At 71.2% G+C, this 17,074-nt stretch carries 2 protein-coding genes; one reads left to right on the forward strand and one right to left on the reverse strand.

Annotated features, from left to right (window positions below; translation table 11 throughout):
• On the reverse strand, window positions 1–16,313 hold a 16,313-nt coding region (locus tag D7X74_RS03060; protein WP_120531401.1), incomplete at its 3' end, for a non-ribosomal peptide synthetase/type I polyketide synthase.
• A gap of 270 nt (window positions 16,314–16,583) precedes the next feature.
• Between D7X74_RS03060 and D7X74_RS03065 the strand changes: the two genes are divergently transcribed.
• Window positions 16,584–17,063 (forward strand): GNAT family N-acetyltransferase, encoded by a 480-nt coding sequence (locus D7X74_RS03065; protein ID WP_158622162.1) that lies wholly within the window; start codon window positions 16,584–16,586, stop codon window positions 17,061–17,063.
• Window positions 17,064–17,074 lie beyond the last annotated feature (11 nt).

A 17,074-nucleotide genomic window follows, 5' to 3' on the forward strand; every position in this document is an offset into this window, starting at 1 on the left:
GTGCGCGGGCGGGGCACGAGGGGCAGCTCGCGCGTGGGCTCCACCACGGGAGTGTTCAGGAGCAGGGGCTCGATGCGCGAGGCGAGGCCCGCGACGGTGGGCGCTTCGAAGAGCGCGGCCAGGGGCACCTGGACGTGGAAGGTGTCGCGGAGCTGGTTGAGGAGCTGCGCGGCCATGAGGGAGTTGCCGCCCAGCTCCAGGAAGTTGTCGTCGCGGCCGACGAAGTCCATGCCCAGCCGCTCACGCCAGAGGGTGGCGATCCGCAGTTCGACATCGCCGCGCGGCGCGTCCTCACGGCCTGAAGGCACGGAGACGGAAGCAGGCTCCAGGGGAGGGTGGGCGGTCGGTGCTCTGGCGGCCGGAACGTTCACCGGGACAGGGTCCGCAGGCGTCGGAACCGCATGGCCCTCCGGAGCACGGGGCAATGCGGGCGTCACAGTCGGGAGGGCACTTGCAGGCGTCGCACTCGTGGCGGACGCAACCTCGGGCGGACGTCCGGAGGGCTTCGCGGCCGACGGCGCACCGTCCTGGCCGCGAGGCTCCACCCAGCAGCGCTTGCGCAGGAACGCATAGGTGGGCAGGTGCACGCGGCGCCGCTGCTCATGGGCGTAGAAGGCGCTCCAGTCCACCTCCAGGCCCGAGGTCCACAGCTCCCCCACGCACTGGAGGAGGCCGGACTGCTCCGTCGTCGTGCCGCCCCGCCGCAGCGAAGCGAGCGCCTTCACCCGCTCCTTGTCCTCGCCAAGGCAGGCGCGCATCAGCGGCGTGAGGTCCTGGCCGGGCCCCACCTCCAGCAGCACGCTGCACCCTTCTTCGAGGAGCGAACCCACCGCGTCGGTGAATCGCACGGGCTGACGCATCTGCGTGGCCCAGTAGTCGGCGGAGGCCAGCTCACCCGGTCGCGCCACCGCGCCGGTGAGGCTGGACACGTAGCGCACGGAAGGCTCATGGCGCTGAAGCGTGGCCACCACGCGCGCCAGCTCCCCCATCAGGGGCTCCACGTCCGCGGAGTGGAAGGCATGCGGCGAGGGCATGCGCACCGCGCCGGCCTTGCGCTGCTGCAACAGGGGCTGGAAGCGCTCCACCTCCTCCACGGGACCGGAGACGACGCACCGATCCGGAGCGTTGATCGCGGCGAGCGTCAGACGTCCGGACAGCAGCGGCTGAACGTCCGTCGCCGGCAGGGCCACGCCAAGCATCGCGCCCGGGGGCAGCCGGTGCATCAGCTCGCCCCGGACCACGGCCAGTCGCAGGGCTTCGGGCAGGGAGAGGACCCCCGCGACACACGCGGCGGCGTACTCGCCAAAGCTGTGGCCGAGCACGGCGTGGGGGACGATGCCCCAGTCCTGCCACAGCCGCGCCAGTGCCACCTGCACCGTGAAGAGCGCGGGCAGCGCGACGCGGGTGTCCGCGAGCACCGCCCCGTCGGCCTCGCGACCCGGGCGCAGCAGTGCTTCCACCCTCGCGCGCAGCGGCTCCTCCAACAGCGCGAGGCAGGTGTCCACATGCGCTCGGAAGGCCGGCAGGGATTCGGAAAGCTCCCGCCCCATGCCCAACTGCTGGCTGCCCTGTCCGGAGAAGACGAACGCCACCCGCTTGCGGCGGGCCGCCTCCACGTCCTTCACGCGCACTGGCGTGATCGACTTGCGCAGCTGCTTCGCCAGGTCCTCCGCGTCGCGCGCCACCACCGTGCGCCGGTACTCGAAGGCCCGCCGTCCGACGGCCTGCGTATACGCCGTGTCCGCGAGCGTCGTCTCCGCTCCGGAGACCTGCACGGAGAACTGGGACGACAAGGCCTCCAGGGCCCCTGGAGAACGGGCGGACAGCACATGCAACGCGAGCTGCTTCGCCACCGCCTCCAGCGCCTCGGGCGAGCGCGCCGACAGCACCTGCTGGGCAAGCTTCAGCGAAGCCGCCTCCAACGCTTCCGGGGCCCGGTTCGCGAGCACGTGCGCCGCGAGCTTCAGCGCCGCCGCCTCCAGCGCCTCGGGTGAACGCGCCGACAGCACGAAGAGCTGGTGCGAGCGCGACGTGGGACCACTGGGGGCCACCGGCGCCTCCTCCAACACGGCGTGCGCGTTCGTTCCGCCCACCCCGAACGAGCTGACCGCGGCGCGTCGGGGCGTCTCCCCCCGGGGCCAGGGTCGCAGGCGGGTGTTGACGAAGAACGGCCCCGAGTCGAAGTCGATCTGGGGGTTCGGCTGCTCGAAGTGGAGGCTGGGGGGAATCTCGCCTTCACGCAGCGACAGCGCGACCTTGATGAGGCCCGCGATGCCCGCCACCGTGTCCAGGTGGCCCACGTTCGTCTTCAGCGACGCGAGCGCGATGGTGCCCCGATGTTCGGTCCCCAGGCCGTAGGCGCGCTGGAGCGCCGCGACCTCGATGGGATCGCCCAGCGGGGTCGCCGTGCCGTGCGCTTCCACGTAGCCAATGTCCTGGGGCGCCACGCCCGAGCGGTTCAGCGCCTGGGTGATGACGGCCGCCTGCCCCTGCACGCTCGGCGCGGTGAAGCCGGACTTGTTGCGCCCGTCGTTGTTCACGGCGGTGGCGCGGATGACGGCGTGGATGGGGTCGCCGTCGCGCACGGCATCCTCCAACCGCTTGAGCACCACGGCGGCCACGCCACTGCCGGAGACCGTGCCCTTGCCCTGCGCATCGAAGGCTCGGCAGTGGCCATCCGGGGAGTAGATCATCCCCTCCTGGTGCACGTAGCCGGTGCGCTGCGGCACCGACAGCCGGGTCGCTCCCGCGAGCGCCACGTCCGACAGGCCCGTCAGCAGGTTCTGACAGGCGACGTGCACCGCCACGAGCCCCGTGGAGCACGCGGTGTACACGAGCATGCTCTCGCCGGTGAGCCCCAGCTTGTAGGACACCTTCGTCGGCAGGCTCTGGTACGTCGCGGTGCCGAACAGCTCGAAGAAGGCCGCCGAGTCCAGTGGCAGGTGCTGCCGGACCTCGTTCGCGTAGCCGGATTCGTTCGCCCCCGCGAACAGGGAGATGACGCCCGGGAAGCGCGAGGGGTCGATGCCCGCGTCCTCCAGCGCGGCCCAGGCGCACTGAAGGAACAGCCGCTGCTGCGGGTCGGTCCACTGCGCCTCGCGCAGGGACATGTCGAAGAAGGCGGGATCGAACTGATCAATGTCCGCGAGCACGCCCTGCGCGGGGACGAAGCCCGGGTGTTGCCACAGCTCCACGCCCGGAGGCAGGCCGGGCAGGTGCTCCAGTTCCTCGGGAGAGAAGCGGGAGATGGACTCCACGCCCTCGCGCAGGTTCTTCCAGAACTCCTCCACCGAAGTCGCCCCGGGGAACCGCCCGGACATGCCGACGATCGCGATGGCGCCCGAAGGCAGCGCGGGCGTCGGAGCCTTCTCCGACGTTCCCGGTGACACCCCGGAGGAAGGCCCAGGTTCTGCCGTAGTCGAAGCCGTAGGGAGCGGCACTGATTGCCCCAGCGTCGGCCCAGGCGAGGCGGTGAGAATCAACGCGGGTGCCGACACTGCCGCAGCCGTAGGCGTCGGACGTGGAGCCGCCGGCTCCGCCAGAGACGTGACGGCCTTCGCGCCCTCCCGCTCCAGACGCTGGGCGAGCGCATGGACAGTGGGATGTTCGAACAGCCAGACCACGGGCACGTCGCGCTGGAGCGCTTCACGCAGCCGGTGGCTGACGCGCACCACGGTGAGCGACGTGCCGCCCAGGTCCTCGAAGAAATGGTCGTGCACGCCGATGCGGCGGGCTCCCAGTTCCCGCGCCCAGATGGCGGAGAGCTGATCCTCCAGCGGACTTCCGGGCTCCACGAAGCGGCCCTTGCGCGCGGTGGACGCGGCGTCGGGCTCCGGAAGGGCCTTGCGGTCCAGCTTGCCGTTGGGGGTGAGCGGCAGGGCCGGCAGCGTGACGAACGCGGTCGGCACCATGTACTCGGGCAGCCGCTGCCGCAGGTGTTCGCGCAGGGCCTGGACGTCCAGCACGCCAGCGACGGTGGGCACCACGTAGGCCACGAGCCGCTTGTCGCCCGGCACATCCTCGCGCACGAGCACGGCGGCATCGGCGAGGGCAGGGCGCCAGCCCTTGAGCGCGGCTTCGACCTCGGACAGCTCGATGCGGTAGCCGCGCACCTTCACCTGGCTGTCGATGCGGCCCAGGAAGTCCAGGCTCCCATCCGCGCGCCAGCGCACCAGATCGCCCGTGCGGTAGACACGCTCGCCCCGCGAGGTCGCGAACGGATCCGGCACGAAGCGCTCCGCCGTCAGCTCCGGACGGGAGAGGTAGCCACGCGCGAGCCCGTCACCACCGATGAGCAGCTCCCCGGGAACGCCCACGGGCACGGGCCGGAGCGCGCCGTCCACCACGTACACCCGCGTGTTCGACACGGGGGGACCGATGGGGAGCAGGTCGCCCGTCACATCCTCGGGGCGCTCCATGCGCAGGCAGCAGGTGAAGACGGTGGCCTCGGTGGGGCCGTAGCCGTTGACCACCGGAAGTCCCAGCGTCTCCACCACGCGGCGCGTGTGCGTGGGCGACAGCACGTCCCCGCCCACGAAGAGCTGCCGCAGTCCACGCAGCACCTCCAGCTTCACGTCCACCACCTGCGCGAACAGGCCCGCGGACAGGTAGAGCGACGTGACGCCGTGACGGCGCAGGACCTGTCCCAGCAGCTCCAGGTCGGTGGGGGGCTGCGGCGGGAAGACGACGAGCCGACCTCCGGACAGCAGCGGGCCCCAGATCTCCAGCGTGGACGCGTCGAAGGACAGCGGCGCGATGAGCAGGAAGGACTCTTCCGGAGTGAAGCGCGCCCAGGCGGCACCGTGCAGCAGGCGCAGCACGCCCCGGTGCTCCACGGCGACGCCCTTGGGGCGCCCCGTGCTACCGGAGGTGAAGTCCACGTACGCGAGGTTCCGCGCGGAAATCACCACATCCGGAGCGGTGGTGGGCTGTCCCTCCAGGGACTGCTCCTCCACGAAGAGGCAAGGCACCGCGTCCGGAATGGACAGCGTGGAGCGCAGCGAACGCGTGGTGACGAGCAGCCGGGGCGGAGCGTCCTCCACCATGAGCGACAGCCGCCGCGCCGGATACGCCGCGTCCAGTGGCACGTACGCGCCCCCGGCCTTGAGGATGGCCAGCAGCGTGACGATGAGCTCCACGGAGCGCTCCAGGCAGACCGCCACGAGCGCATCCGGACCGACGCCCTGCGACCGCAGCACGTGGCCCAACGCATTGGCGCGCGCGTCGAGCTGGGCATACGTCAGCCGCGTCTCTCCGAACTCCAGCGCGATGGACTCCGGGCGCAAGGCGACCTGATGCGCGAAGCGCTCGGCCAGGTTCGACTCTCGCGGGTAGTCCACGCCGGTGGCATTCCACGTCGTGAGCACCTGTCGGCGCTCCTCCGCCGTGAGCCACTCCAGGCGGGACAGCGCCACGTCCGGATCCGCGACGACCGCGTCCAGCAGCGTGCGCAGGTGGCCGATCAGCCGCTCCACGGTGGAGCGCTCGAAGAGGTCGGTGCTGTATTCGAGCACGCCGCGCAGGCCGTCCGGTGCCTCGTGCAGCAACAGGCCCAGGTCGAAGCGCGCCGTGGCGTTGTCCACCGGCACCGGGCGCAGCGTGAGGCCCGGCGCCTTCAGCTCGCCGGTGGGGGCGTTCTGGAGCGCGAAGACAGCCTGCACCAGGGGATTGCGGCTCAGGTCGCGATCCACCTGAAGCTCCTCCGCCAGCTTCTCGAACGGCAGGCTCTGGTGCTCGAACGCGGCGAGCGTCGAGGACCGGACCTGGGCGAGCAGGGGCCGGAACGTGTCCCCCGACCGCACGCGCCCGCGCAGCACCAGCGTGTTCACGAAGAAGCCGACCAGTCCCTCCAGCTCCCCGTACTCACGGCCGGCGATGGGCGAGCCCACCAGCAGCTCCTCCTGCCGCGAGTAGCGCGACAGCAGCACCTGCCACACCGCGAGCAGCGCCATATAGGGCGTCGCCCCTTCCTTACGGCCCAGCGCCACCAGCCGCTCCACCGACTCCGAAGGCAGGTGCACGGGAAGCAGGGCACCGTGCGTGGACTGGAGCGCGGGGCGGACCTTGTCGGTGGGCAGCTCCAGCACACGCGGAGCCCCGGCGAGGTGCTGCTTCCACCACGCCACCTGCTGCGCCAGCACGTCCCCCTGGAGCCAGGAGCGCTGCCACACAGCGAAGTCGGCGTATTGCACGGGCAGCGCGGGAAGCACGGGCGTGCGGCCCGAGGCAAAGGCCTCGTAGCCCGCCACCACCTCCCGCACCAACACGCCCAGCGACCATCCGTCGGAGACGATGTGGTGCATGCACAGGAGCAACACGTGTGCCCCCGCATCCAGGCGCAGGAGGCGCGTGCGAAGGAGCGGCCCCCGGCCCAGGTCGAACGGACGCGCGGCCTCCTCCACGGAGATCCGGCGGGCCTCGTCCTCGCGCCTCTCTGCGTCCACGGCCGACAGGTCGGTGACGGGCAGGTCCCACGCGGAGGCGGGATGCACCGTCTGGACGGGCTGCCCGTCCTTCATCGCGAACGTGGAGCGAAGGGCCTCGTGGCGGGCGACGACGAACTCCAGGGCACGGCGCAGGGCCTCGGTGTCCAACGTGCCTTCCAGCCGCAGCGCGGTGGGGACGTTGTAGTGACTGCCGCCCGGGCGCAGTTGTTCCACCACCCAAAGCCGCTGCTGCGCGAAGGACAGCGGCAGGTCCCGTTCCCGCGACGTGGGGACGAGCGCGGGAATCGCCGGGCCGGTGACGCGCGAGAGCAGTTGGGCCTCCACCCGGTCCGTGAGTCGCGCGACGGTGGGCGCATCGAAGAGCGCGCGCAGCGGCAGCTCCACGCCGAACGTGGTCCGCAGCCGGGAGATCAGCTGCGTGGCCAGGAGCGAGTGGCCTCCGATGACGAAGAAGTCATCGTGCAGTCCCACCGTCTCCAGGCGCAGCAGGTCCTGGAACAGCGTGGCGATGCGCTTCTGGAAGAACGACAGGTGCTCCGGAGCCGAGGGGCCGGCGGCGACCGAGCGCGCATCCGGCGAGGGCAGCGCCTTGCGATCCACCTTGCCCACGGGCGTGAGCGGCAGGGCCTCCAGCGACACGAACGCGGAGGGCACCAGGGGCGCGGGCAGCCGTTCGGAGACGAAGGCGCGAAGCACCGCCGCGTCCACCGGCGTCCCAGGCACGTACCAGGCCACCAGCCGGGGATCGCCCGCGCCACCGTCCAGCACCCCGGCCACCGCGGCCTTCACAGAAGGGTGCTGCCGGAGGATGGCTTCCACTTCGCTCAGCTCGATGCGGAAGCCGCGCAGCTTCACCTGCGTGTCGATTCGGCCCAGGAAGTCCAGGGTGCCCTCCGGCAGCCAGCGCACACGGTCTCCGGTGCGGTAGAGCCGGGCCCCGGGCACGTCGCCGAAGGGCGAGGGCACGAAGCGTTCGGCGGTCAGCTCGGGGCGCCCCAGGTAGCCGCGCGCGAGGCCATCCCCACCCAGGTACAGCTCGCCCGGGACGCCAACCGGCACGGGCTGTCCATGGGCATCCAGCACGTACGTCTGGACCCGCGTCATCGGACGACCGATGGGCACCGACGTGGCGTGTTCCGGCAGGTCCACCAGGTCATGCGTGGTGACGCCGACCGTCGTCTCCGTGGGGCCATACAGGTTCACCAACCGGCCTGGAGGCCCCGCCCGCAGCACCCCGCGAGCCGCATCCGCGTTCGCGGCCTCACCCGCGAAGAGCACCACGCGCATCGTGGCGAACGCGTCCGGAACCTCGCGGGCCACCGTGTGGAACAACGCCGTGGCGAACAGGGCGGTGGTCGCGCCCACCTCGCGCAGGGTCCGTGCCAGCTCCCTGGGAGACAGCGTCACGTCGCGCGGAAGGATGACCAGCCGGGCGCCGTTGAGCAGCGCGCCCCAGACCTCGAAGGTGGCCAGGTCGAACGACGGCGTACCGGCCTGCACCATGCAGTCGTCCGGCGTCAGCCGCACGTAGTTCGTGTCCCGCACCAGGTGCGCGATGGAGTGGTGCGTGATGCCCACGCCCTTGGGCCTGCCGGTGGAACCCGACGTGTAGAGCACGTAGGCCAGCTGCTCCGGATCCACGACCACGCCTTCGGGTGGCAGCACCGACTGTCGGTCGAGCACCGCCGCGTCGGAGTCCAGGCACACCGTGGGCAGGGAATGCACCGGCAGCGCCCCCAGGAGTTCCTGCTGGGCCACCACCGCGCAGATGCCCGCGTCCTCGAACATGAACGCGAGCCGCGGACGTGGGTACGCCGGGTCCATGGGCACGTAGCAGCCGCCGGCCTTGAGGATGCCGAGCATCCCCACCACCAGCCCCAACCCCCGCTCCACGCACAGCGCGACGCGGGCCTCCGGCCGCAGCCCAGAGGCGAGCAGGTGCCGGGCAAGCTGGTTGGCGCGAGCCTCCAGCGCCGCGTAGGTGAGCGACCGTCCTTCGACTTGCACCGCCACGGCGTCAGGCGCGCGCAGGACGTGCGGCGCGAACAACTCCGGGACGCCATGGGGCGTGAGCGGCCGGTGCGTCGCGTTCCAGTCCACCAGCACGCGTTGACGCTCGGAGCCTTGCAGCAGCGAATGCCGCGACACCGGAACCTCTGGCCGGGACGTGAGCGCCCCGAGCAACGCCTGGAGGTGCGTCACCATCCGGGCGACGGTGGTGGGCGTGAAGAGGTCGGTGCTGAAGTTGAGCTCGCCGCTGAACGCGCCGTCTCGCTCCTGGAGGCTGAAGTCCAGGTCGAACTTCGCCGTGGTGATCTCCCCGCTGCGCAGCTCCAGGCGCAGGCCGGGAAGCTCCAGCGCTCCCACCGGTGCGTTCTGGAGCGTGAAGGCCACCTGGAACAGCGGCGAGCGGCTCAGGTCCCGAGCCCCCTGCATGCCCTCCACCAGCTTCTCGAAGGGAAGGTCCTGGTGCGCGTACGCCGCGAGCGTCGTCGCCTTCACCTGGGCCAGCAGCGACCGGAACGAAGCGCGCGGGTCGATGCGGGCCCGCAGCACCAGCGTGTTCACGAAGAAGCCGATGAGGCCCTCGGTCTCCGCGCGGTTGCGGTTGGCGATGGCGGAGCCCACGAGGACGTCGTCCTGTCCGGCGTAGCGCGACAGCAGCAACTGGAAGCCCGCGAGCAGCACCATGAAGGGCGTAGCGCCCTCCCGTGCCGCCAGCGCCTTCACGGACGCGGACAGCTCCGACGACAGCGTCACGGGAAGGGACGCACCCCGGAACGACTGCGTGGCGGGGCGAGGCTTGTCGGTGGGAAGCTCCAGCGCCGTGGGCGCATCGACAAGCTGCTGACGCCACCAGTCCAGCTCCGCCTGGAGCACGTCCCCCCGCAGCCACTGGCGCTGCCAGAGCGAGAAGTCGGCGTACTGGAGGGGCAGGGCGGGAAGCGTGGCCGGCTGACCGGCCGCGAAGGCGCGATACAGCGAGCCCAGCTCGCGCGCGAAGACGCCGATGGACCAACCGTCGGACACGATGTGGTGCAGCGTGAGCAGCAACCAGTGCCGCCTTGCCTCCAGCCGCAGCAGCACGGCGCGCACGAGCGGACCAGTGCCCAGGTCGAAGGGGCGGGTGGCCTCCACCGCGGAGTGCCGCCGCGCTTCTGCCTCGCGACGCTCCTCCGGAAGGGACTCCAGGTCGATGACGGACAGCGAGAGCCGTCCCTCTGCGTGGATCCGCTGGACCGGCGAATCCCCCTCGGAAGCGAAGGTGGTGCGCAGGGCTTCATGGCGCTGGACCAGGGCTTGGAGGGACTGCTCCAGCGCGCTGGCGTTCAAGGTGCCGTCAAGCATGAGGACGCCGGGCACGTTGTAGAAGGCACTGCCGGGCTGGAGCTGATCCAGGAACCACAGGCGCTGCTGCGCGAAGGACAGCGGCACCGGTCCGGTGCGAGGCGCGGCCACGAGCAGCGGCACGCGCGCAGTCGAATCCTCCCGGGCCCGCAGCGCGGCGACGCGGACGGCGAGCGTCTCCACCGTGGGCGCGGCGAAGAGGTCCCCCAGCGGCAGCTCCACCCCGAACGCCGAGCGCAGGCGCGACACCACCTGCGTGGCCAGCAGCGAATGGCCGCCCAGGTCGAAGAAGTCATCGTGGATGCCCACTCGAGCCACGTGCAGCACTTCGCCAAAGAGGCCCGCCAGTTGTTCCTCGATCGCATCGCGAGGGGCGACGAAGCGCTCCGTTGCCACCGGGGCTTCGGGCTCCGGCAGGGCCGAGCGATCCAGCTTGCCGTTGGCGTTGAGGGGCATCGCCTCCAGCACCACGAAGGCACCGGGGATCAGGTAGTCGGGAAGCCGCTGCTGGAGGGCGGAGCGCAGGGCTTGTCCTTCCAACGCCTCACCGACGACGTAGGCCACCAGCCGCTTGTCTCCGGCAGGGGCCTCGCGCACCACGGCCACGGCTTCATGCACGCCCGGCAGGGCGCGCAGGGCCGCTTCGACTTCGCCCGGCTCGATGCGGAAGCCGCGCAGCTTCACCTGGAAGTCGGTGCGCCCCAGGAAGTCCAACGTGCCGTCCGGCCGCCAGCGGGCCCGGTCTCCGGTGCGGTACAGGCGCGCCCCGGGCGTGGTGCTGAACGGGTGCGGGAGGAAGCGCTCGGCGGTGAGCGCGGGCTGGCGCAGGTAGCCCCACGCGAGTCCTTCGCCCCCGACGTACAACTCCCCGGGCAGACCAGGGGGCACCGGGCGCATCACTGCGTCCAGCACGTACGCTGTGGAGTGTGGCAGCGGACGTCCAATGGGAACGGAGGCGCCTACCGGATCACCCGCGTGCATCGCGTGGGTGGTGGAGAAGGTGGTGTTCTCCGTGGGGCCGTAGCCGTTGACGAGCACGGCGTCCGGACCGATTCGCGCCAGGTGCTCCCGCACGCGGACGGCGGGAAGCACGTCACCGCCCGCCAGCACCTGGGGCACCGCGGCGAGGGCGTCCGGATGGTGCACCGCCATCTGTTCGAAGAGCGCGGCCGTCAGCCACAGCGTGGTGACGCGATGGCGGGCCAGGGTCTCGGCGATGCGCGCGAGGGACAGCTCCCCCGGAGGCGCGAGCACGAGCCGGGCGCCGTTGAGCAGCGCGCCCCAGATTTCAAGGGTGGATGCATCGAAGGCGGCCGGTGCGAGTTGGAGGACGACCTCCTCGGAGCCGAAGCGCAGGAAGTCGTTGTCCACCACCAGTCGCAGCACGGCGCGGTGCGGAACGCAGACGCCCTTCGGCAGGCCCGTGGAGCCGGAGGTGAAGAGGACGTAGGCGAGGCTGTCACCCTCCAGCCCTGGAGCAGGCAGCGCCGTCGCCGGACGTGACGCCAGCGACGAGGACTCCTCGTCCAGCAACACCAGCGGCGTCAGCAAGGCAGGCAATTCGTCCGCGAGCGAAGCCACGGTGATGACCAGCGCGGCGCCGGACTGTTCCAGCAGCAGCGACCACCGCTCGGGCGGGGCGTTCAGGTCGACGGGGACATAGGCGGCACCGGCCTTGAGCACGGCCAGCAGCGAGAGGATGAGTTCCCGCGAACGGGGCAGGAGCACCGCGACGCGGCTGCCCTCGGCGATGCCCAGGGCGCGCAGGTGGCGCGCGAGCTGATTCGAGCGCGCATCCAGATCGCCATAGGTGACGTTGCCCTCCTCGGAAACCAACGCCAGGGCGTTGGGCGCGAGAGCGACCTGCTGAGCGAAGCGCGCGGGGATGGACTGCCGGGAGAAGTCGCGCACGGCCGGGACGCCGCTCCAGTCCTCCAGCACCCGCCGTCGGTCCTCACCCGCCAGCAGCGACAGCCCCTCCATCGGTGAGTCGAGCTGTCCGGGAAGCGCTTCGAGCAACGTGGCGTAGTCGCGGAGCAGACCTTGGAGGAAGGCGGCGTCGCAGAGGTCGGTGTTGTAGTGGAGGCCGCCGGTGAAGCCGTCCGGTGACTCCTCCAGGATGAGGCTGAAGTCGTACTTCGAGGACGTGACGGGGGAGGGCACTTCGCGCAGCGTGAGCCCCGGAGCGAGCCACTCCGTGGTGGGTGCGTTCTGGAGCGTGAGGGTGACCTGGAAGAAGGGCGTGTGGCTTGGGTCGCGCGCGGGCTGAAGCTCCTCCACCAGCTTCTCGAAGGGGACGTCCTGGTGTTCGAAGGCGCTCAGCGTCGTCGCCTTCACCTGGGCCAGCAGCGTCCGGAACGAAGCGCGCGGGTCGATACGGGCCCGCAGCACCAGCGTGTTCACGAAGAAGCCGATGAGCCCCTCGGTCTCCGCCCGGGTGCGTCCCGCGACCGGAGCGCCCACGCTGACGTCTTCCTGGCCGGCATACCGCGACAGCAGGAACTGGTACGCGGCCAGCAACACCATGAAGGGCGTGACGCCCTCCTGCTTCGCCACCGCGTGCACAGCGTCCGCCAGCCTCCGTGGCAGTCGCACGGGGAGATGATCCCCATTGACAGTCTGCACGGCCGGACGCGGCCGGTCGGTGGGAAGCATCAACAGCGGAGGCGCACCGGCGAGTTGTTCCCGCCACCATCCGAGCTGCGTCGCGAGCAGCTCCCCCTGCATCCGCTGTCGCTGCCACGAGGCGAAGTCGGCGTACTGGACGGGCAGGGGAGGCAGCGCGGGCGTCTCTCCGGAAGCCAGCGCGCGGTAGAGGGCGACCAGCTCCCGCACGAGGATCCCCGTGGACCAGCCATCCGAGGCGATGTGGTGCGTGAGGACGAGCAGCACATGCCGCGTCTCCTCCAGGCGCACCAGCACCGCGCGGAAGAGGGGACCCCGGGCCAGGTCGAAGGAGCGCCGTGCCTGCTCGGAGATGACCTCTCGCAGCCGGGCCTCGCGTGGCTCGGGGGCGAGCGTGCCCAGGTCCACCGTTTCGAAGGGACACGCCGTGTCGGAAGCGATGCGCTGGACCGGGCCGTGGGGACCGGCGGCGAACGTGGTGCGCAGCACCTCATGACGTTGGACCAGCGCGTCCAGCGCCTGTCGCAGCGCCCCGGCCTGGAGGTCTCCCTCGATCAGGACGGAGCCGGGCAGGTTGTAGGCGACGGAGCCGGGCTGGAGCTGATCCAGGAACCACAGGCGCTGCTGCGCGAAGGACAGCGGCAGGGCTTCGTCACGGGAAACGGAGCGCAGCGGCAGCTCCTGGACTCCGGGGGCGTGTCCCTGGCCTGCGTCGATCGCCGATGCGAGGGCCCCGAGCGTGGACGTCTTGAAGACGGCGCGCAGCGGAAGCTCGAACTGGAAGGCCGCACGGATCCGCGAGAGGAGCTGCGTGGCCAGCAGGGAGTGGCCTCCCAGGGCGAAGAAGTCGTCGTGAACGCCCACGCGCTCGACGCGCAGCAGCTCCGTCCACAGGGCAGCGAGTCGCTCCTCGGTGGGAGTCCTCGGAGCGACATGCACCGGGGCGACGACCGTGGCGGCGTCGGGGACGGGCAGGGCCTTGCGGTCGACCTTGCCGCTGGCGGTGAGAGGCAGGGCGTCCAGCGGGACGAAGGTCGCGGGCACCATGTACTCGGGAAGCTTCTCCACGAGGAACGCACGGAGGGCCTCGGTCTCCACCCGGGGCGCGTCCGCACGGCCGACGAGATACGCCACCAGCCGCGTGTCGCTGGCCGTGGTGCCGGCGCGAGCGACCACCACCGCCTGACGCACGGCGGGGTGTTGCTCCAGCGCGGCTTCAATCTCCCCCAACTCGATGCGCAGCCCGCGCACCTTCACTTGGAAGTCCGTGCGGCCCAGGTACTCGATGGCGCCGTCAGGCAGCCAGCGGGCCACGTCCCCGGTGCGGTACAGCCGGGCCCCGGGCGTGTCGCCGTACGCATCCGGAACGAAGCGCTCCGCGGTCAGCTCCGGCCGGCCGAGATACCCCCGTCCCACCTGCACGCCCCCGATGAACAGCTCCCCGGGAACACCCTGGGGCACCGGCCGCAGCGTCGCGTCCAGCAGTCGGATCTGCGTGTTGGCCACCGGATGGCCGATGGGCACCGAGCGCCCCAGCTTCCCGCGCACGCACTCATGCGCGGTGACCTCCACCGCGGCCTCGGTGGGGCCGTAGAGGTTGTGCAGGCGCACGGTGGGAAGCCGCTCCAGGCACCGCTCGGCCAGCTCCAGCGGCAGGGCTTCTCCGCTGCACACCACCTGGCGCAGCGACGCGCAGCGCTCCAGGCCGGGTTCCTCCAGGAACACCTGGAGCATGGACGGCACGAAGTGCGTGGTGGTGACGCGCTCCCGGGCGATGAGGTCCGCCAGATAGCCCGGCTCCTGATGTCCACCGGGCCGTGCCACCACCAGCCGCGCTCCCGTCATCAGGGGCCAGAAGAACTCCCACAGGGACACGTCGAAGCTGAAGGGCGTCTTCTGCAACACCGCGTCGTCGGGCGACAGCGGATGCGCGCCCTGCATCCACAGCAGGCGGTTGATGATGCCGGGGTGCGCGTTCATCGCGCCCTTGGGTCGTCCCGTGCTGCCAGAGGTGAAGATGACGTAGGCCAGCGCCTCCTCGGGCGACACTGGAGGCGGGGTCGCGGAGGGCTGGCACTCCACCTCCTCCCATTGGGAGTCCAGGCGGAGCACCGTCCCATCATGGACGGGCAGTCGCGATACCAGCCGCTCCTGGGTAAGGAACACGGCGGGCCGCGCGTCCTCCGCCATCCACGCGAGGCGCTGGGCGGGGAAGGACGGATCAAAGGGCACGTAGACGCCACCGGCCTTCAGCGTGGCGAGCAGCGCCACCACCAGCTCCAGCGAGCGCTCCAACAACAGCCCGACCCGGACCTCCGGCCCCACGCCCAGCCTTCGCAGGTGCCACGCGAGCTGGTTGGCGCGCGCATCCAGTCGGGCATACGTCAGGGATGCGCCCTCGAAGGTGACCGCCACCGCGTCGGGCGTGCGCGCCACCTGCGCCTCCACGAGCTGATGCAGCAGCACCCCGCGCGCAAACGCCTCGCGAGGTCCGTTCCACGCATGGAGCACGCGCTGACGCTCCTCCGCGTCCAGCAGGGACAGCTCCGACAGGCGCGCTTCAGGTCGGGCGACGGCGTCCTCCAGGAGGTTGCGCAGGTGGCCCAGCAGCCGTGCCACCGTGGCCTCGTCGAAGAGCGCGGTGCGGTATTCGGCGGTGAGCCGCAGGCCCTCCGGCCGTTCAATGGCGAAGAGGGTGAGGTCGAACTGGGAGAAGCCCCGGTCGACGCTGCGCGCATCGAGTGAGATTCCGGCGTGCCGCGCGAGGGACAGGGGCGCGTTCTGCAGGGCGAACATCACCTGGAAGAACGGAGGAACGTCCAGGTGGCGCGGCGGCTGGAGGACCTCCACCAGCTTCTCGAAGGGCACGTCCTGGTGGGCGAAGGCCCCCAGCGCGGACGCCTGCACGCGGGCGATGAGCGCCCGGAAGGACGGGTCACCTTCCAGCGAGGTGCGAAGGGCCAGCGTGTTGACGAACAGGCCGATGAGCCGCTCCAGCTCCGTACGGGAACGCCCGGCGATGGGCGTCCCCACCGTGAGATCGTCCTGGCCTGAGTAGCGCAGCAGCAGCACATTGAAGCCCGCGAGCAGGACCGTGAAGAGCGTGCTGCCCTCCTGCCTCGCGAGGGCCGACAGCCGCTGGAGCAGCTCCGGAGGCAGCAGCGCGGACACGGTCGCGCCCCGGGGATCCCCCTGCGCGCCACGGGGTCGGTCGGTGGGCAGCGTCAGGACGGCCCGGGCATCCAGCCGCGAGCGCCACCACTCGAGCTGGGACTCCAGCGCGGGGCCCCGCAGCGACTCGCGCTGCCACACGGAATACTCCGGGTACTGCAGGGGCAGCTCGGGCAGCGTCACGGGTTCGCCCGCCGCCAGCGCTTCGTAGGCCGCGCCCAGCTCCTGCACCAGCACGCCCAGGGACCAACCGTCGGAGACGGCGTGGTGCAGCTTGAGCATCAGCAGGTGATCGCTGTCGGAGATGACGAAGAGCGCGGCGCGCAGCAGGGGCCCCTGCTCCAGGTCGAACGGCGCCCGGGCCTCTTCCCGCAGCCTGCGCCACGCCGCGTCCGCGTCCGCCACGCGTTCGACGGGAAGCGGCACGACGAGCGCGGGCGCGATGTGCTGCCACGGACGCCCGTCCTGCTCCACGAAGGTGGTGCGCAGCGCGGCGTGACGGCGCACGACTTCATTCAGGCTGCCCGCCAGCGACTCCACGTCGAGCTTCCCGGAAAGACGCACGGACTGGATGAGGTCCAGCCCTGCCTGCCCAGGCGCCAGCCGCTCCTGGAACCACAGGCGCTCCTGGGCGAATGAGGCGGGCACGCGGTGCGAGGGCCGAAGCTTCTCGCGCAGCAGCTCCGCCAGCCGCGCGCGCTTCTGCTCAGGGGTAGGGGCCATGGGCTTGCGACTCCTTGAGGGGGCTTCGCTGGGGCACTCGGAAACAGCGTTGCGACACGTTCCCGGGCTGCGAGGCGGCGGATAGTAGACAGCGCCTCCGACACCCGGCAGCGTTTTGCGCCCCTGCCCGGTCGTCAGCTCGCAGCGGACCCGAGGCTGCGTGGACCGCGCGGGAATTCAATGCCACGCCCGGTGTTGGGCGCGCCGTGACAGCGGTGTTTGACCGTGATGGTGGAACGCCCTGCGCATCCCCTTCGCAGGCTGACGACGATGCCCGACGCTGCCCCCTCCACGATTCGCGAAGCGACGCCCGGTGACGCTGGCCTCCTCACGCGCGTGTTGCGCGAAGCCTTCGAGGAGTACCGGGGACGCCTGGAGCCGCCCTCCAGCGCGCACGACAAGACGGAAGCCGTGGTGACGCGGGAGCTGCGGGACGGCGGGGCCTTCGTGGTGGAAGCGGACGGACTGCCGCAAGGCTGCGTGTTCTTCCATCCGAAGGAGGACCACGTCTACCTGGATCGGCTCGCGGTGCTGCCGGCCTTCCGGGGCCGGGGACTGTCGCTCCAGCTCATGCGCGCGGTGGAGGCCCGAGCGCGCGAGCTGGGACACACGCGGGTGCGCCTGTCGGTGCGGCTCGCGCTGACGTCGCACCACGCGTGGTACGCGAGCCAGGGCTACGCCTTCCATTCCCACGGCACGCACGCGGGCTACACATCGCCCACGTTCCTGGTGCTGGAGAAGGCGCTCTAGCCCGGAGGTAA

The sequence above is a fragment of the Corallococcus sp. CA047B genome (assembly GCF_003612065.1).
Lineage (GTDB): Bacteria > Myxococcota > Myxococcia > Myxococcales > Myxococcaceae > Corallococcus > Corallococcus praedator.

Bases quoted from the DNA above. Each gene is read 5' to 3' on its own strand.
- D7X74_RS03065 (WP_158622162.1), top strand. From the start codon at position 16,584: ATGCCCGACGCTGCCCCCTCCACGATTCGCGAAGCGACGCCCGGTGAC.